The 17,369-nt window shown below is 35.6% G+C and carries 15 protein-coding genes; 7 read left to right on the plus strand and 8 right to left on the minus strand.

The annotated features are described in order from the left end of the window. The first annotated feature begins 4 nt into the window (after nucleotides 1–4). Together B154_RS0109615 and B154_RS0109620 are read left to right on the plus strand one after the other, a co-directional pair. The gene (locus B154_RS0109615; protein WP_018613771.1) at nucleotides 5–1,528 is read left to right on the plus strand and encodes a sigma-54-dependent transcriptional regulator; all 1,524 of its coding nucleotides are present in this window, start codon (nucleotides 5–7) and stop codon (nucleotides 1,526–1,528) included. A 132-nt stretch (nucleotides 1,529–1,660) separates the two neighbouring features. After that, nucleotides 1,661–3,109: a hybrid sensor histidine kinase/response regulator gene (locus B154_RS0109620; protein ID WP_018613772.1), complete on the plus strand. Its 1,449-nt coding sequence runs from the start codon at nucleotides 1,661–1,663 to the stop codon at nucleotides 3,107–3,109. A 463-nt stretch (nucleotides 3,110–3,572) separates the two neighbouring features. Here the strand turns inward: B154_RS0109620 and B154_RS0109625 are convergent, their stop codons facing one another. After that, nucleotides 3,573–4,079 carry a pyridoxamine 5'-phosphate oxidase family protein gene (locus B154_RS0109625; protein ID WP_018613773.1) on the minus strand — a complete coding sequence of 169 codons (507 nt, stop codon included), beginning with the start codon at nucleotides 4,077–4,079 and terminating at the stop codon, nucleotides 3,573–3,575. A 99-nt stretch (nucleotides 4,080–4,178) separates the two neighbouring features. Beyond that, the gene (locus tag B154_RS0109630; RefSeq protein WP_018613774.1) at nucleotides 4,179–5,132 is read right to left on the minus strand and encodes a YihY/virulence factor BrkB family protein; all 954 of its coding nucleotides are present in this window, start codon (nucleotides 5,130–5,132) and stop codon (nucleotides 4,179–4,181) included. A 171-nt stretch (nucleotides 5,133–5,303) separates the two neighbouring features. Between B154_RS0109630 and B154_RS32285 the strand changes: the two genes are divergently transcribed. After that, nucleotides 5,304–5,450 (plus strand): lmo0937 family membrane protein, encoded by a 147-nt coding sequence (locus B154_RS32285; RefSeq protein WP_157580620.1) that lies wholly within the window; start codon nucleotides 5,304–5,306, stop codon nucleotides 5,448–5,450. A 79-nt stretch (nucleotides 5,451–5,529) separates the two neighbouring features. Next, the gene (locus B154_RS0109635; RefSeq protein WP_018613775.1) at nucleotides 5,530–7,689 is read left to right on the plus strand and encodes a hypothetical protein; all 2,160 of its coding nucleotides are present in this window, start codon (nucleotides 5,530–5,532) and stop codon (nucleotides 7,687–7,689) included. A 53-nt stretch (nucleotides 7,690–7,742) separates the two neighbouring features. On the opposite strand, the gene B154_RS0109640 is transcribed toward B154_RS0109635, so the two are convergent. Beyond that, nucleotides 7,743–8,099 carry a hypothetical protein gene (locus B154_RS0109640; RefSeq protein WP_018613776.1) on the minus strand — a complete coding sequence of 119 codons (357 nt, stop codon included), beginning with the start codon at nucleotides 8,097–8,099 and terminating at the stop codon, nucleotides 7,743–7,745. Nucleotides 8,100–8,239: 140 nt separating this feature from the next. Continuing rightward, nucleotides 8,240–8,707, minus strand: a complete 468-nt coding sequence (locus tag B154_RS0109645; RefSeq protein WP_018613777.1) for a ferritin-like domain-containing protein — start codon at nucleotides 8,705–8,707, stop codon at nucleotides 8,240–8,242. Nucleotides 8,708–8,989: 282 nt separating this feature from the next. Between B154_RS0109645 and B154_RS0109650 the strand changes: the two genes are divergently transcribed. Both B154_RS0109650 and B154_RS28165 read left to right on the plus strand, forming a co-directional pair. Then, complete coding sequence (locus tag B154_RS0109650) at nucleotides 8,990–9,457, plus strand: hypothetical protein (protein ID WP_018613778.1); 468 nt, start codon at nucleotides 8,990–8,992, stop codon at nucleotides 9,455–9,457. Between the two features lie 16 nt (nucleotides 9,458–9,473). After that, the gene (locus B154_RS28165; protein WP_018613779.1) at nucleotides 9,474–10,034 is read left to right on the plus strand and encodes a mechanosensitive ion channel family protein; all 561 of its coding nucleotides are present in this window, start codon (nucleotides 9,474–9,476) and stop codon (nucleotides 10,032–10,034) included. 107 nt (nucleotides 10,035–10,141) lie between these two features. Here the strand turns inward: B154_RS28165 and B154_RS0109660 are convergent, their stop codons facing one another. The 4 genes from B154_RS0109660 to B154_RS0109685 form a co-directional block, all read right to left on the minus strand. Continuing rightward, nucleotides 10,142–10,798: a phosphatidylserine decarboxylase family protein gene (locus B154_RS0109660; RefSeq protein ID WP_018613780.1), complete on the minus strand. Its 657-nt coding sequence runs from the start codon at nucleotides 10,796–10,798 to the stop codon at nucleotides 10,142–10,144. A gap of 182 nt (nucleotides 10,799–10,980) precedes the next feature. Next, on the minus strand, nucleotides 10,981–11,880 hold the full coding sequence (locus tag B154_RS0109670; RefSeq protein WP_018613782.1) for a phosphatidate cytidylyltransferase: 900 nt from the start codon (nucleotides 11,878–11,880) through the stop codon (nucleotides 10,981–10,983). Between the two features lie 176 nt (nucleotides 11,881–12,056). Then, nucleotides 12,057–12,488, minus strand: a complete 432-nt coding sequence (locus B154_RS0109680) for a hypothetical protein (RefSeq protein ID WP_018613783.1) — start codon at nucleotides 12,486–12,488, stop codon at nucleotides 12,057–12,059. Nucleotides 12,489–12,849: 361 nt separating this feature from the next. Continuing rightward, entirely contained in the window at nucleotides 12,850–14,931 is a 2,082-nt protein-coding gene (locus B154_RS0109685) for a CHRD domain-containing protein (RefSeq protein ID WP_083934943.1), read from the minus strand. Between the two features lie 666 nt (nucleotides 14,932–15,597). On the opposite strand from B154_RS0109685, the gene B154_RS0109695 reads away from it, so the two are divergent. Then, on the plus strand, nucleotides 15,598–16,902 hold the full coding sequence (locus B154_RS0109695) for a site-specific integrase (protein WP_018613786.1): 1,305 nt from the start codon (nucleotides 15,598–15,600) through the stop codon (nucleotides 16,900–16,902). Nucleotides 16,903–17,369: the final 467 nt, after the last annotated feature.

Genomic DNA, 17,369 nt, shown 5'->3' on the forward strand with positions numbered 1-17,369 from the left:
CAAAATGAGTAAAATTTTAGTAATTGACGATGATGTTGATATGTGTCTGCTCCTGAAGCGATTTTTAACAAAAAACGGGTATGAAGTAACACTTGCACATAATGGAAAAAAAGCACTGGAAGAACTTGAGCAAAGTGAACCAGATCTTGTGCTTTGCGATTTCAGGCTCGAAGATATTGATGGAAAAGAACTATTAATAAAGATTAAGGAAAAATATCCACGAACGCCTGTTATAATAGTAACCGGGTACAGCGATATTAAGGTAGCTGTAGATGTAATGAAATTAGGGGCCTATGACTATGTAACGAAGCCCTTATTTCCAGACGAGATATTGCTGAGCATAAAAACAGCTTTACAAAAGACAGCTTCGCAACCTGAAATTGCGACCACAAGCGGTACAATATTAACAGCCGATGATGACCAGAAAAGCAATGGTCGGGGAAAAACGATTACATCAGGTCAATATATATTTAGCGATAGTCCTGAATTTAAAAATATATTAAAACAGATAGATCTTGTATCACCTACTAACTACAGCATTCTTATTTATGGAGAAAGCGGAAGTGGTAAGGAAGCAATAGCGCAGGAAATACACAAACGAAGTAAGCGAAAAGATATGCCTTTCGTTGCCATAGACTGCGGTGCATTATCTAAAGAATTAGCAGGAAGTGAGCTGTTTGGCCACGAAAAGGGCTCTTTTACCGGTGCATTAAATCAAAAAATCGGAAGCTTTGAGATAGCCAACGGCGGTACCATTTTTCTTGATGAAGTTGCTAATTTAACCTACGACGTTCAGGTTGCGCTTTTGCGAGTAGTACAGGAAAGAAAAATGCGCAGAATAGGTGGTAATAAAGACATAGATCTTGATGTGCGTATTATTATTGCCAGTAATGAACGTCTGTTAGATTCTGCACGTAAAGGGAAATTCAGAGAGGACTTGTATCATCGTTTCAATGAGTTCAGTATCGAAGTACCTCCACTTCGAGAAAGGAAATATGATATAATGATTTTTGCAAAGCATTTTCTTAAGTTGACGAATGATGAATTGAATAAAAATATTAAAGGGTTCACGCCGGAAGTTGAGGCTATATTTAAATCATATGTATGGCCAGGCAATTTAAGAGAATTGAAAAATGTAGTGAAAAGAGCCACTTTGCTTTGTGACAGCGACTACATTATGCCTACTGTATTGCCTTTTGAAATCAGTAATTTTACAAAATTGCAATTTGGCGAAACTGTCGAAGAAGCTCCCTCTACTATTCAAACTAAGCAATACGAAGCTCCACCCCAGCCAGTCGAAAATACTTATGTGTCCCCAACTACCACAGAACAACCTTTTCCAAAACAGGTAGAAATAAATGAACACAGTCTGAAAGGGGCAAGTATTGATGCGGAGTATGAAATGATAGTAGAAGCTCTTAGAAAGGCAAATTATAATAAAAGCAAGGCTGCTAAAATATTAAATGTAGATCGGAAGACATTGTATAATAAAATGAAACAATACAAGCAATTCAATAGCGATTTATAAGCCGGCTGCACGTAATTTTCACATATTACAATATATAAAAGGGTAGGTTAAACCTGCCCTTTTTTTATTTTTGTTATAAAACATGGAACAACAATTGAGGAAAAAGCGTTGTTGAATAAAACCAAAGACTAAATGAATAAACCAAATATAGGAAAGCGGATACTAATAGTTGATGATGATGAGGACGATTATTTTATTACTTCTGAATATATAAAAAACATTCCTGCAAATAATTTTACAGTCGATTGGTCATACAACTACAAAGATGCATTGCATAAGCTCACTTCTAATGATTATGATGTTTATTTTGTTGATTACAGGCTAGGTATAAAAACCGGAATGGACCTGTTGACCGATGCAATTGCTCAAGGCTGCGAAGCGCCCATAATTTTATTAACTGGTAAAGGCACCCAGGAAATAGATGTGAAAGCTATGGAAAGCGGTGCGTACGATTATTTAATTAAATCAGAGCTAAATACCGAAAAATTAGAACGCTGTATCAGGTATTCGCTTGAAAGAGCATCATCTATAAAGGCATTAAAAGCCAACGAAAGAAGGTACCGAAGCATATTTGAAAAATCAAAAGATATTGTATTTATTACTTCCAATGATTTTAATATTGTAGATATAAATTATGCAGCCACTGAGTTGCTGGATTATGAATTGGACGAGCTTCTGCAAACAAACGTAACTTCTCTTTTTAAAAACCAGGGCGATAAATCTTATTTTACTGATTTCTTAAATGAGTTTGGCGAGTTTTACGATTATGAAGCAGACTTGTTGACTAAAAATAATGAGATTAAGAATTGTATTATTTCTGCATCAGTAGAGATAAACAATAACGGAGAAAAATACGTTCAGGGAATTATACATGATAACACAAGCAGGAAGAAAGCAGAGAAGACTTCTTTACAGGCTGAGAAATTAGCAGCAACGGGTCGCCTGGTTCGAACCCTTGCGCATGAAGTAAGAAACCCTCTTAACAATATAAATCTTTCAATAGAGCAACTGATACAGCAGGCAAATGACGAAGATTCGAAATTGTACCTGGACATTGTACAGCGAAATGGAAAACGAATTGGAGACCTTATAACAGAGCTTTTAAACTCATCAAGACTTTCTTCTCAAATCAGTCTTGAGAGAACTTCACTACAATCGGTAATGGATTTTGCTATTGCTGCCGCTTTAGATCGCATGACTTTAAAACATATTGCTTTAGAAGTCTCCTATCCCAAAAAAGATTGCTTTTCTCTGCTTGATCCAGAAAAGATTAAGCTTGCATTTTTGAATATAATAATAAATGCAATCGAAGCAATGGAAGAAGACAAGGGTAGACTAAGTGTTGCAATACATACAACAGACGAGGAGCATATAGTAGAAATAACAGATAATGGCAGTGGGATCAGTGAAGAAAATATGCAGCGATTGTTCGAACCTTATTTTACCTCAAAAAGAAATGGTATGGGTTTAGGACTTGCGTCTACGCTAAATATTATACAATCTCACAATGCTCACATAGATGTAAAATCTGAATTAGGTACAGGTACATCATTTATTATTGGCTTTAAAAAAGCTAGCTGATTATTCTAATATTTTTATTATCAGCACATAATATTTCACAAAAGAGGCTATCAACAATGATAGCCTCTTCGTTTATAAGTTTTAAATAAAAATAGAATGGTTATGTTGCTAGTGTAATTTTCAAAATCCATAATTGTGAATGATCCTTCTATCATAGATGGCAGAAGCTACGTCTACTGAACTGTGCTATTTATTTTTAGTGGACTGTTACTGTCGCAGTAAAAATTGCTCCACTTAAATCTTCAATTTTTTCAGTAATAAGGTGTAGAACTTTATCATTCCATACAGATTTATTTTGAAATATCACTCCTAAAAGGGTAACTGATTTTTATTACCTAGGTTCAATTCTCTGTAGAATCCATGCTACCGCTACTTACGCTATCGATAATAAAATTGGTTTAAAAAGTGAAAAGGCAATAAGTACACCTTTTCACCTTCAAAAAAGCTTATTTTACCTCATACTTTATTTTACGTTTAGACTTCCAAACTCGCCTTCATTTGGTTTCTCGCCTTTGGCAATGGCTTTAACTATATTAAAAAATACAACAAACTTGTTAGAAGAGCCATCCCAATAACTTGCTTCACTTGTATCTACTTTTAACAATGCCAAAGCAGGATCTTCCAGGCCTTTTGGAAACCAGGCCTTGACAACAGGAGACCAAAGTTCTTTCATTTTAGCCTTGTCATTTATTATTGAACATTTTCCCTTAACGTGTACATAAGTATTTTGACCGGGGTGTGAGTACATTAAATACACTGTATTATCTTTTGACACTTCTTCAACTTTTCCGGAAAATTCATTTGTAAAAAACCACAAATTTCCGTCACTATCTACCTGTATTGTTTGCATGGGCCTGCTACGAAGAGAGTAGTCTTCCTGAACTGTTGCAAACATGCAAATTTTTACTTCTTCAACCAGTTCGGTTAGTTTTCTAACTGCTTCCTGATTTTCTAAATGCTGTTGTACCATAATCTTAAATATTTGTAATGAAAAAATCTAACTAAGTAAAAAACACCAAAAAGGAGTCAATTGTTATTCATTTCCTTTTAAAAAAATTATCGGGATTTATCAAGCAGTAGCTGCTTCATTATTTTTACCTGCAAGTTTAGCCGGAATCGTTTCTATTTCTTTTGCTTCCCTTTTTATTATAAAAACTGCCGTTTCGTTAGGAACAATTCCTCCTCCATACTCTAAGGCATACACTTTTGTAAATTCAGCGCCAAAGTAGAGAATAATAGAAGTATAATAGACCCAGGTTAAAATAATGATTACAGATGCTGCCGTGCCGTACGTTGCGCCAAGATTAGACCGGCCGAGATAGTAACCAATTCCTGCCTTACCAATTATAAATAAAATAGCAGTAAATCCTGCCCCAATCGCGGCATCTTTCCATTTAATTCTTCCGTCTGGTAAAACTTTGAAAATAATCGCGAATAAAACGGTTATAATTATTAGTATGATAGTGAGATTAATGACATAAAAAATGTAAACAGTGGTATGCGGAAAATAGAGAGTAAGGCGATCACTAAGAACGTCTAACAAAGCACTGACGACTAATGAAACCAGTAATAAAAAACCGAGGCTTACAATAAGAGAAAAAGAAAGAAGCCTGTTTATTAAATATTTAATAATTCCTCTCTTAGGTTTAGCCCTTAAAGACCATATGTAGTTTATTGAATCCTGTATCTCTGTAAAAATACCTGTCGCACCAATGAATAATACGACGGTTCCTATAATTGTTCCTAAAAAGCCCTTATTTGCGTGATGACTTTTTTTAATAATATCCTGTATCTGCACCGCCGCATCGCTGCCTAAGAGACCACTAATTTGGCCGTATAATTTTCCCTGCACCGCTTCGCGGCCATAAAAAATAGCTGATAATGATATGATAATAATTAAAAGGGGGCCTATAGAAAAAATGGTATAATAAGATAACGATGCACCAAGCTTCACACAGTTATCCTGGCTGAAAGCGCTTGCAGTTCCTTTTATAACGTGAAAAAACTTTTTTAAAAATTTCATGGTGTACGATTATAATATGTACAGTAAGTTCATGCCAATGGATTATACTAAATGGTGGTGTGGATTTTTTTACTCGTCTATTTGCTTTTTAATCAATTATTTATAAATGATTAAAGCACTCTTTTCAAGTGGTAAGGTTTTTTGTATATTTATTACAATTAAATTTTTACTATGAGAAGTCTGCTGTATATTATTGCTGTAATTTTAGTTATTGGGTGGCTATTGGGTGTCTTTGTGTACAGTGTATCAGGTCTAATCCATATACTGTTGGTACTGGCCGTTATAGCTTTGATATTAGGCCTTATTAGAAGAGCCTGATAAGTTCTAAAATTAGAAATTATTTTTTAATGCTACAGGTTAGTACCTGTAGCTTTTTATTGCCTGTAATATCGAGGCCATGCCTTTTCACAAGACGAAAAAGAAACTTTCTACAATCATCATTATTGCTGGTGTAATTACTATTGGCTTTTTTACAATATATAAAATAAAAAGAGACGATTTCCTTCACCACAAATTAAAAAATGTTGTAGCAGAGAAAAGCAATGAATTATATAAATTAAAGTATGATTCTCTTTCAGTAAATGAAGTTGAAGGTAATTTGTTCATTAAAAACTTCCACTTAAAAGGCGATACTTCAAGACAATTGAAGATGATTAATACGGGAGATACTAATGCTGCTAAGTTTCTTCTCGATATTTTTATCCCCGAATTAAAGGTTGTAAGTTTTAAGACAACTGCAGCTTTACTTTCAAAAGAATTGCGGTGTAAACAGGTTGTTATTTCTAATGCAAAGATCATCTGCTATTTATACCCGGGCTTACAAAAACCAGGAGATACAAAAAAACAACAGCAGGAAATCTATAAACAAATACTTGGAAGCCTTCAGCTAATAAGGGTAGAAAACGTATCTGTAATAAACAGTGAAGTTATCGCCGAAGACTTTTATACAAAAGAAGTAAAGCTTCACACTCATAAAACAACTATCGGCCTTACCGATGTTGCCATCGACAGCACCTTTAACCAGGATACTACCCGCACATTTTTTTGCAAAGAGATCAGGATGCAATCTCAACAAGTAACTTTAGGAGATAGAAAGAAAACAGCAGAAATTGCAAATGCGTCGTTCGACACAAGATCGAAAATTTTGGTTCTGGGAAAGTTTGAATATGGCACTTTTAAAACCAATGGTTATTTTAAAACTAAAATTGAGGGAATTTCGTTGCAAGGAATCTCATGGACCGGACCGGTAGAAAATTCTGAGCTTACTATAGACAAGGCAGTTTTTCAAAAAGGAGAATTGGTTTTAGTAGATGATCATAGTAGCAACAAAAAGAATTCTTCTAAGGTAAATACCAAAATACTTACCGGCTGGATCAGCAAATTTTCTCTTCACAGCCTCCAATTAAAATCCTTTGCTTACGTCAGCAGCCAGGCTGGTTCAAACGACAAACCATTCAGAATAAAAAATAATTCGTTTTCGATAAAAAACATAAAAATAGACCGTACGACAGTACTTGATGAAAATCTCGTTAGCAGGGCTGAGGAAATCGTTATAAGCAACGATGAAATGCGTTTTATAACTCCAGATAAGTTATATGAATACCAGTTAAGAGGGGTAAAATTGAACTCTCTTACAAAAAATATTTTTATAAAAGAAGCCGCGATAATACCAGCATTTAATGAACGGGATTTTGCAAAAAAAGCACATTTTCAAACTGACAGGTTTGATATAGCAATGCGCAATATTAATTGCAAAGAAGTTGATATACCAAAGTTGATAAAAGGGGAAATCAACATTGGCCTTATGACCAGCGTTGGTAATTCCGTTAAAGTCTTTCGTGATTTATCTTATCCTAAAGATACTGCGTCTAATGGTGGTCCTCAAAGAAATTTCCCTCACCAGCTAATTCACAAGTTCTCCGGAAAGATTAAGATAAACAGGTTTATTGCCAACAAGTCTTATATAGAGTACAAAGAAAAAAATGCAGGAACAAATAGCGCAGGAAAAGTTCGTTTTTCTAACTCCTCTTTGTATCTCAACAACATTAGCAACTATTCAGTAAAAGTGGGTGAAAAAACCACTTGCGCATTTTCTACTATGTTTCTTGGTAAAGTTCCTGTTAAAGGAAATTTTACTTTTTATCTTGACGACTGGAAAAAAGGAAAGTTTTCAGTTTCGGCGGTTGTAAATAAAAGTTTTGATGTTACCATCATTAATGAGTTAACGGAACCGATGTCATTGATTAAAATTGAAAAAGGAGTGGTTAACTCTTTAAGATTTAAAATGACAGCAGATACAACATTAGCAAAGTCAAATTTGGTTTTTTTATACGAAGATTTAAAATTGTCTTTCGTGAAAAAGAAAGGCAGTGAGTACAAGAATAAAAGTGTGTTTAGCTTTTTTGCAAACTTGATCATTAAAAACAATAATAAGCCCGGTGATGGCATGCGTCAGGCAAAAATTACGGTAAAGCATAAAAAGTTTTCATCATTCTTTAACTTCATCTGGTCTACCATGCTTACAGGAATTAAAGATATTTCGATGCTTAAAATATAAAAAGCACCGCGAAAACGCAATGCTTTTTATATCAACTGCCGGGCAGTTAATCCTTACTTAGCTGTCTTTTTCTGAAAGCTTTCAACCTCGTTCATAAACTCTGAAAGTTTGCGGTCTGCATATGCTCCATAAGCATCTACCAGTGTACCTTTTAACCCGTCTGCGGTTTCGATAACATACATTATTGTATTATCATTAGGGTCAGACTGGCCTTCAAATCTGAAAAAATTGATTACGTTTATTTGTTCAGGCTGATATACTTTTTCGGTTTTCAAAGATTTTAATCCTTTGTCGGTAATTTTAAAATCGTCATCATAACCATCTAATACCATTTTGTTTGTCAACAACGCCAACGATTTCATATGAGGGATTTGGTCGTTATTTTCCATAAAATCATTATTTTCTTCCATAGCATTTTGATTTAAATAAAATTAATAAAAATTCTTGCCAGATTAAGCATTTAATACAATGTTATAAGCAGAAATAGTTTTGTCTTAAAGAAAAGCCGGTATAAATACCGGCCTCATTCTAATGATAAAACACTCTATACCTAACTAACTTTTTCGTGCAAATCACGATATTTCTTAATTAAATCGTGCGAGGTCTTTAAATCACTTTTTTGGCTGGTAATCATTTGCCTGATTTCTGTACTCATATATGCATCTGACTCTAAAGCTGCCTCATATGCCCTTTGCGCTACATCTTCACCATATTCGCACGATCCTAATATGCTCTCGCGATCCTTTCCTGTAATTGCAGCTTTAAGATCCATCCATACTCTATACACTTTTCCCGAAACGGTTGTATCTGATGCTATATCACCTCCAAGACTTTTAACTTCCTGGGCCAATTCAGCTTTATATTTTCGGCTTTGATCGGCCATTTGATTAAAAGTCGCTATTAAATCAATGTCTACATTTTTTGACTCTTTTGCAGCTCTTTCATAACCTACTATACGGTCATTATTTATTCTAATCAGGTCATTTAAGACACTTACCAATTCATCTTGATTTTCCATGTTAATAGGTTTTACTTATATTATTAAATATGGTATACTAATTTAAAGTAAAAAAAGCGAGCCAGTTTTTTTGGTTTCTTTCTTAGTTTACTTAAAAGTTTCAAATGTGTATTTCCCCTTTACGGGTGGGCAAATATTTCCACGTCATATCCCTGAGTCACAAGATGTTAATTAGCTTTTTTTGTGGTAATTAACTTTATACTAAAAAATTTATCTTTTTCTATTGATATTTGCACCGATGAGGGTTTGACCTTAAATGCTCTCCTATATTAAAACATAACTATGAAAAAACTATTATTACTGCTTTTGCTCACCAGTGTGGTAAGTGCGGGATTAAAAGCCCAAAGCATGGGCAAAACGTACAAAACCGCATTAGGGGTAAAAGTTTGGGATGGGGGAGGAATTTCTTTTAAAACTTTTCTCGTACCCAACAACGCTTTGGAGGTAATTGGCTATTTTGATCGCCATGGTTCAAGGATTACAGGTCTGTATGAAATACATGGCAATATAGAGGGAGCCGGAGGCTTAAAGTGGTATATAGGTCCAGGGGCGCATTTGGGTTTTTATGATTACAAAGGATATTACGGAGATAGAGCAGTGGCAGGTGTTGACGGAGTTTTGGGTCTTGATCTAAAAATTAATAGAGCACCTCTAAATTTATCTGTTGACTGGCAGCCTTCGTTTGAATTTGCTGACGGTCGTGGGTTTGCCGGCAGTTGGGGCGGAGTAGGAATCAGATATACTTTTTAACGTAACGGAGTGCAGAATGAAGCAATGGTTTGACAGGTATTATAATGTAAAAATAGCAGATCTTATATCAGTTGGTATCTCTTATGCAATTAAACTGCTAGTAGCTACAATATTATTATTAATAGGTTTTTGGCTTATAAACAAATTATTGAAGATTGCCGAAAGAACACTTCATGTTAAGAATTTTGACATGACTTTTAAAAAATTCATACGCAATCTTTTAAATTTTGGTTTAAAAACCGTTTTAATCATTTCTATTTTAAATTTCGCGGGGTTTCACACGACATCTGTTATTGCACTCCTTGGTGCGGCAGGCCTGGCAGTCGGTCTTGCTCTCCAAGGCACTCTTACAAACTTTGCCGGCGGTGTTTTGCTACTTCTGTTTAAGCCGTTTAAAGTAGGTGACATTATTGAGGCGCAGGGCAAAAGAGGAGTAGTGTCAGAAGTTCAGATTTTTACAACTGTAATTGTAACAGACGATAACCGGTTAATTATCATTCCTAACAGTATGCTTTCTAACGGGATTATCGAGAATCACACGTATAAAAAAGAGCTTCCTCCTATTGAGCATAAATAAAGTTATCTGCTAAAAACTATTAATGATGTAAAGCCAGACCTAAGCATCACTCTTAACATAAAAAAAGCTCCGAAAATTCCGGAGCTTTTTTTATGTAGTTTATAAGTTTACAAAATTGCCAGAACAGTCACTCCCCCCTTCACCATTTGATTTAGTTGTACAGTTACTTTTGCACTTAAAGGCAATATTACATCTACCCGGCTGCCAAATTTAATGAACCCTAATTCATTTCCCTGGTGCACTTCCTGACCTATGGACAGATAGTTTACAATGCGTTTTGCAAGGGCCCCGGCAATCTGTTTAACCAACACCTCCCCTTTATCGTTTCTAATTACCACACTGTGCCGTTCATTCTCAGTAGATGACTTGGGATGCCATGCTACTAAATATTTTCCTTTATGATATTTGTTGTACACGACTTCGCCACTTACAGGGTTTCGGTTCACATGCACATTTGCAGGACTCATAAAAATACTGACCTGCAATCTTTTATCGTTAAAGTATTCTTCTTCCATAATTTCTTCAATCACTACCACCTTTCCATCTGCAGGACAAATTACTTCTCTCTCACCCTTCGTGAGAGAACGATATGGAATGCGAAAAAAAGAAACAATAAATAAAAATACCAAAACAGAGGCAATGAAAATAATAGCAGCAGTTTTTGGATAACTGTCACTTATAAAAATAAATGAAGCAATATTTATAAGGCCAAAAATTAATGCAGCAATACCAATTGTTTTGTAACCCTCTTTGTGAATAGTCATTACTCGAAAAATTATTTTGCAAATATAGCAGACCCAAAACCTGTTTTAAAAAATTTAATAAAACCGCTAAGACAAGGTAAGCAGCTAAAAATTACAAAAGCTGGTGTAAAGTGTAAACAATGACCGAAATTCGACACAACAAATAGTGCTTAAAGAAGGATGGCAGTGAAGAAAATGAAAGTTTACATTGTTTCATACAGATTTTTTACAAACAGAACAAGGTATAACCATACAAAAGGAGTCGCCAGTATCAGGCTGTCAAACCTGTCGAGAAATCCTCCATGACCCGGCATAACACTGCCACTGTCTTTCACCCCTGACAATCTTTTTAATTTACTCTCAAATAAATCTCCCGCGGTGCCAATGATGGCTGCTATTGTAGAAATAATAATGAGAGAGGTTATGTTTTTGAAATGAAAAAGATAGTAACCTGCTAACGAAACAACTGCAACACATAAAAGTGCTCCTCCGGCGGTGCCTTCCCAGGTTTTTTTAGGGGAAATTTTGGAAAAAGGTGTTTTACCAATAAATGAACCAACTATATATGCCATAGTATCATTAATCCATATAGAGGCAATAAGTATCACCGGAATTATCCACCCTTTGTCTTCTGAAACAAAAGAACCGTAGTTTACGATTCCCATACTCCTAATGTTCATCATAAGTCCCCAACTTAATGATATGTATAATAAACCTGCTAATGAATAAAGTAATGGCCGCAGCGAAGATTTTCTTGTAAGTACTATTAAAAACAATGGTAATACAACTCCTGACACCAATAGCAGAAGTCTTCCTATTTTGGTTAAGGGAATATTGTCTACTATGAAGCTATCTCCGGTCATAAAAAGCATAAATGCCCAACCGGCAATTATTATCCCATATCTATGTAAGGCAGTTATTCGCTTGTATTCAGGATCAATTAAACCTATTAATTTTTGATATTCAATCCAGCAACCAAAGTGAATAACAGAAAACAATACGAAAAAACTCCACCGATTCCATAGTAGCCCTGCTAGCATTATTACAACAAAGATTACTGCGGTTAAAGCCCGGGTTTTAAATGTTTGCAGGTTAAAAGCCATAAATATGATTAATTCTACCTTTTTTATTAAAAAAACTTCCTTAACAGACCAAGAGGTTTTAATACAAAAACAAAGATGGCAAAAGATTTAGTGTAAATGAAGAAAGAGTGTAAATAAAAAAGCCTCCGCGAAATGCGAAGGCGATTTGATTGCTGCTTGCCTGTATTTATAATTTGTTATGCTTTTTTAACTGTTACAAAACCATTGTCTTCAATTTTGAAAATAACAGAACCTTTTTCGTTTTCTGCAGAAATGTAATATGCGTTTTCATCTATTCCTTCAAAGCGAATAGCTTCCTTTACTGTGTAACCCTCAAGCTTTTTTGCAAATGTTCTTTTTGCTTTTACAGGTAATTCACTAAGGTCAGCAGTTCTGCTGGTAGCAATTAATTGACCATCTGAATTGTAAAAAGCTTCTTTTTTTTGATTGTTTTGCACAAACGTTGCTTTTAGGAAGTCGGGTGCAGAAGTCCACTGAACATTAGAAGCGTTTTTAAATTCACTCTCAAAACTGTTTTGTGCAAAGAAATTTACCTTGTTTCCACCTGCTGCAAATGCGCTTGTTGCAATTGTTAATGCTAAAACCACTGCAGTAAATAATTTTCTCATAATAGTATTTTTATTTTTTAAGTTGTAATTGCTGCCGTTAACAAGACAAATGTAGAGACGTGAAAAGAAGTTAGGTATTAAATTGGGATGAAATGAAATGAAAGGCGGCTCAATTTTGATGAGTGGTAAAAAAAACGACAGAAACAATTGAAAAATTGGTAGAAAATTTTTACCACCGTAATATAAGATGTGATGAACGGTAAAAGTACAAAACGGATTTATGGAAATATTCCGTATAGAAGGTTATAGAAATAGGACAGTGTAAAGTATTCAATTTAAAGGCGTTCTTCTTAGAATTTTTGCAATAAAAAAAGCTGCCTTTTTGCGGAGGCAGCTTTTACACTAGATTTCTTTATAAATGTTATTTAATAAAGCCTTTTTCTAAAACAGTATCATCTATTCTTACTATTAATTTATACATGCCTTTAGCTAACTGAGGTATTCTTATAGTATTATTCATTAGTGAAGAAACGGCATTTTTTAATATCAATCTTCCGTTATAATCAATTATTGAAACTTCAGCTTTTTTACCGCTCGTTAGCCCTGTTATAGTATATTTCAATTCTCCGTTTGCCACAGGATTTGTCTGAATAAACAATTCTGCTTTTAATTTTTCAAAGTTTACTTTTACCATGTAAGAATAGGTGATTCTACCATCCTTATCCGTCATTTTCAACCTGTATATCATATACTTATTACCATATACATTTGGATTATCTATAAAGTTATAAGTTGCCGGACCGCTTCCACCCTTTGCAAATACTGTCCCTTTTGAAGTCCATTGTTGTGTCGTCGTATTTAATTGCTCTATTTCGTACCTGCTTAGATTTAGCTCTTCAGATGTTTCCCAAATCAGTTCTATTTGATTTTTCTGTTTATAGGCATTTAAATAGGTAAGTTTAACGGGTAAAACAAGGTCTCCAAGTTGTCCCCGTATCACCCCCTCAGGAAAGCGTTGAGAATTAATACTAATATACGTGAAGCCGTTAATCATTGAGTCTACTAACGATGAAGACAGCGTTCCACTCCCCGAGAAAGTTCCCGATTTTGTTGTTCCATTATATGCAGGGTTAAGAGCGAGAATAACCGGACCGTTAACACCGACTTGTCCCCTGGATATATCTGCCTTAGACACATTTGAGTTCACTCCGTTGAAAAAACCTGTCGCATATGTCAGCCCTGTTGCTTTGTCTACAATTACCAATGCCTGGCCCGTAGCTGTTGATGTGTTTGAAGGCACTTCCTGTGTTCCCTCTAACTTGGGTGAGAAAGCCTGGGTTTCTCCACTGGTAGTAGCAATAAGCTGCGCTCTTATTTCGCCGTTAGGGAACGCTGCACTGTGTACATTTGCATACATATTTCCTGCTAACAGATCAATTTCCTGCGCATCGGTTAGAGTGACGCCGGTAACGGCAATCGTACCGGTGCTATCACCACTGGTTGTAAGAGGTATGATAGGAGCTCCTGATACTCCTGGCGCGCCCATGTGGATATGGGCCGCGCTAACAGTATCAGAAAGATGTTGATAATCGCCTGCTAATGTTAGCAAATTAGTCTCAGTATTATATACTACTATAACTGTTCCCCTTGCCTTCGATGAATTGGACGGAACTTCATTACTACCATTCATTTCTCCCGCGAAATATCTTACAGTTGTGTTATTTACCAGTTGCGCTCTTATTTCACCACCTGCGTATGTAGATGTGTGAATATTTACGTACGTGCCGTTAGTCGAAATTGAATCGGCAGCTTCTGCAGTTACTTTAGTGATACCATGAACTGAACCACTCGTTGCAGAACTATGTATAAGATCAAATAAAATGGCACCTGCAACTGTAGGACTACCCGTATGAACGTGAGAGCCTGTGGAGGCTGCAGTAAGGCCGGTATAATTTCCTGTCACAAAAGCCGAATCTGTTGCCATATCTATGATCGCATAAACTGAACCTGTTCCTGGTGAAGGATTAGGTGGAGTTTCTTGTGCACCCTGCAATCTTCCTGATAAAAATGTTGTTTGCGCGTCTGTTGTTAGCGTTAGTTGGGCTCTTAATTCACCTCCCGGATTTGTGGAAGTATGCACATTTGCATACATTTCGCCGGCAATTAAAGAATCTTCCTGCGGCTGGGTTAAAGTTGCCTTACCTGATAAAGATCCTGTTGTGCCACCGGAATTTACCAGATCCAGCTCGATTGGTCCTGCCACACCGGGCTCTCCCCGGTGAATATGAGAACCGGTAATAGTATTGGTAAGACCTGCGTAATCTCCAAATAATTCTAATGCTTTTGTAGCTGTATTATATTTTACAATTACTACTCCCGAACCAGTTGAGGTATTTGCCGGTGTTTCCTGGCTTCCTTGCAAGTTTCCTTTTAAATAACGTATCTGCGACTGGGCAAAAAGAAAACATACCATGGCCAGGCAAAGAATAGAGATCTTTTTCATATGCAATCGATATTAATGTTTAAGATGAAAAGTTAATAAAACTTTAATATGTTTCCAACTATATTTAGATTAAAAAATTAATGGTGTGAAAAAACAGTTTAGCAAAACCCGGAAAAGAGTGGGGAAGCCTAGGCAAAACGGGTGATAAAAGGATTGTCATTTAAGTTTTAAGAGGAGTTCGGGTGAAAATTATAAAAATTCTTCTGCTTCAACGTTCTTCCCGCCTCTTACAGCGATTTGCTGATCTTTTCTAATAATGGATGAGTGGACAATAAAGAAGTGTTGAAGAAAAGTTTTTGCGGATTTGTTCAGTGTACACTTAAAAAGAAAAAAAGCTTTATTTATAGGAAATAAAAAAGAGAGTAGCTGTGTAGTTATGAAACTTTTAATGCAGCCCTGGAGAACTAAAACAAATAAAAAAGCCTCAACTAATTGAGGCTTAACTACTTCTACTACTATTAAACGTGGTGTGGGGCGCACTACGAATAGTTGAGTTTATTTTTTCTATCTTTTTTTAATTTTTCTTCTGTAACCTAGTACCAGCAAGGGTTTCAGGAAAGATAGGTAAACATAGCTAAAGTTAAAAAAACATAATTACCGTACAACATACCGTACAACAGGAAGGAAATTTTTTTGTACTTTTATTTGTAATTAAGTGACCTAATTATGAAAGTCTCTTTCCATTTAGCAAGACAAACATCCCCTCGTGAGACAGCTATTATTGCCGTTATTAGGTTTGGAAGTGAAAGAGTAAACTTTAGTACAGGGTTGAGCATTATACCCAAGCATTGGAATAAACTTTCCAGGGAAGCAAGGGCTACCAAGGGCATTTCACATTTGGAATTGAACAGCACACTAAGCAGAACAAAAAATAGGATTGAAGAAGCCTTTAGGAGGTACCGAAATGATACCGGTACTATTCCGTCTAAAACTACTTTTAAAGAGATTTTGAATACCGAATTTGAACGTAGCAGTGCACGAAAAGAAGCAAAACTAACTTTTATTCAATTTTTTGAAGGCATTATTCTTTCGTCCAAAGAAGGAACACGTCTTCAACCTAATGGTAAAACAATAAGTCCTAATACACTAAAGACTTACAAGACAACAGTAAAACATTTAAAAGCATTTGCAGAGAAAAGAAAAAAGCTTTTCGATTTTGACACTATTGATCTTGATTTTTACCATGATTACATTGAGTTTGTAACAAAGCAATTAAACCTAAGCCCTAATGCCATTGGTAAGGATATTCAAATCATAAAACTTATTTTAAGAGAAGCCTTTGAACGAGGCATAACTGATAAAAGAGCTTTCGAAAGTAAACGGTTTCGTGTAATGCGAGAACAGCCAGACACTATTTATCTAACAACAGACGAACTACAAGAATTATCGCAACTTGACTTAAAAGATAATGAGCGCCAGGAAATAGTGCGAGATTTATTTTTAATAGGATGCTACACAGGTATGCGCTACTCCGACTATACAAACATTACCAAGGATCAAATTGATGAGGACTTTACTAAAATTCGTTATAACCAGGGTAAGACAGGACAACTTGTAGTACTGCCGGTGAAAAAAGAAGCTAAAATTCTTTTAATAAAATATTTTAATCGCTTACGTGAGATAAATTCCTTACCTGAGGTTAAATATAACAGCAAAACAAATCTAGCCTTAAAGACTATTGGCAAAGCTTGTGGTCAACTGCAAAAGAATTACTCCTACAAGAAAACAAACGGAGGGGTGACTATTCATCAGCAGCATGCTAAGTGGGAAAAGCTATCAACCCATACCGCGAGACGCACCTTTGCCACTAACGAATTGAAAGAGGGAACACCGATATCTTTAATAATGGCAGCAACCGGCCACTTAACAGAAAAATCATTTTGGAAATATATTCGGGCAACACCGGAAGAGAAGGCTAACCTTCTTGAAATACAATGGATGCAAAGAGAAAGTAAGCTAAAAGTCGTTTGAGGCGATCTATTGTGCTGATTACTATTGTAAAATTATATGTGAGGAGTATTGGTCTTCAGTTATTCGTTCAACAGTTTGATGAAGATAATCCTAACCTTTACTATGTTGTAAAATTAATAGTGCCAGCTATGTTTTGGTTTCACCAAAACTGCTGGCTCCTCTCATGCTTTCGCATTCGTTCTTGTAATTTTTCTTTTCTTCCGAAAATTCTTAATACGTTATGCAAATACTTTTTCTTCACCAGGCCACCTTAGTAATGGATTGATGTTAAGCGAAAGGGTAAGGGTTGGAGTTTGACTAATAAAGCATCATAAGTGCGCCTGCTAAAGATTAAAAATTTTCTTCCCCGTACTATAGCTGTACAATGTTAAGTGCTTATAAGCAGGCAAAACCAATTTCACCGACGGGATTGTTTCACCAATAAGAATCGGCCTTGTACTTATGATGCCAGTTGTACTTCATAGCCT

Origin of the sequence: Segetibacter koreensis DSM 18137, assembly GCF_000374045.1 — a bacterium.
GTDB lineage: Bacteria > Bacteroidota > Bacteroidia > Chitinophagales > Chitinophagaceae > Segetibacter > Segetibacter koreensis.

What these genes read in the sequence shown, in the direction of transcription:
- B154_RS0109615 (WP_018613771.1), top strand. Translation starts at nt 5, where the DNA reads ATGAGTAAAATTTTAGTAATTGACGATGATGTTGATATGTGTCTGCTC.
- B154_RS0109620 (WP_018613772.1), top strand. Translation starts at nt 1,661, where the DNA reads ATGAATAAACCAAATATAGGAAAGCGGATACTAATAGTTGATGATGAT.
- B154_RS0109625 (WP_018613773.1), bottom strand. Translation starts at nt 4,079, where the DNA reads ATGGTACAACAGCATTTAGAAAATCAGGAAGCAGTTAGAAAACTAACC.
- B154_RS0109630 (WP_018613774.1), bottom strand. Translation starts at nt 5,132, where the DNA reads ATGAAATTTTTAAAAAAGTTTTTTCACGTTATAAAAGGAACTGCAAGC.
- B154_RS32285 (WP_157580620.1), top strand. Translation starts at nt 5,304, where the DNA reads ATGAGAAGTCTGCTGTATATTATTGCTGTAATTTTAGTTATTGGGTGG.
- B154_RS0109635 (WP_018613775.1), top strand. Translation starts at nt 5,530, where the DNA reads ATGCCTTTTCACAAGACGAAAAAGAAACTTTCTACAATCATCATTATT.
- B154_RS0109640 (WP_018613776.1), bottom strand. Translation starts at nt 8,099, where the DNA reads ATGGAAGAAAATAATGATTTTATGGAAAATAACGACCAAATCCCTCAT.
- B154_RS0109645 (WP_018613777.1), bottom strand. Translation starts at nt 8,707, where the DNA reads ATGGAAAATCAAGATGAATTGGTAAGTGTCTTAAATGACCTGATTAGA.
- B154_RS0109650 (WP_018613778.1), top strand. Translation starts at nt 8,990, where the DNA reads ATGAAAAAACTATTATTACTGCTTTTGCTCACCAGTGTGGTAAGTGCG.
- B154_RS28165 (WP_018613779.1), top strand. Translation starts at nt 9,474, where the DNA reads ATGAAGCAATGGTTTGACAGGTATTATAATGTAAAAATAGCAGATCTT.
- B154_RS0109660 (WP_018613780.1), bottom strand. Translation starts at nt 10,798, where the DNA reads ATGACTATTCACAAAGAGGGTTACAAAACAATTGGTATTGCTGCATTA.
- B154_RS0109670 (WP_018613782.1), bottom strand. Translation starts at nt 11,880, where the DNA reads ATGGCTTTTAACCTGCAAACATTTAAAACCCGGGCTTTAACCGCAGTA.
- B154_RS0109680 (WP_018613783.1), bottom strand. Translation starts at nt 12,488, where the DNA reads ATGAGAAAATTATTTACTGCAGTGGTTTTAGCATTAACAATTGCAACA.
- B154_RS0109685 (WP_083934943.1), bottom strand. Translation starts at nt 14,931, where the DNA reads ATGAAAAAGATCTCTATTCTTTGCCTGGCCATGGTATGTTTTCTTTTT.
- B154_RS0109695 (WP_018613786.1), top strand. Translation starts at nt 15,598, where the DNA reads ATGAAAGTCTCTTTCCATTTAGCAAGACAAACATCCCCTCGTGAGACA.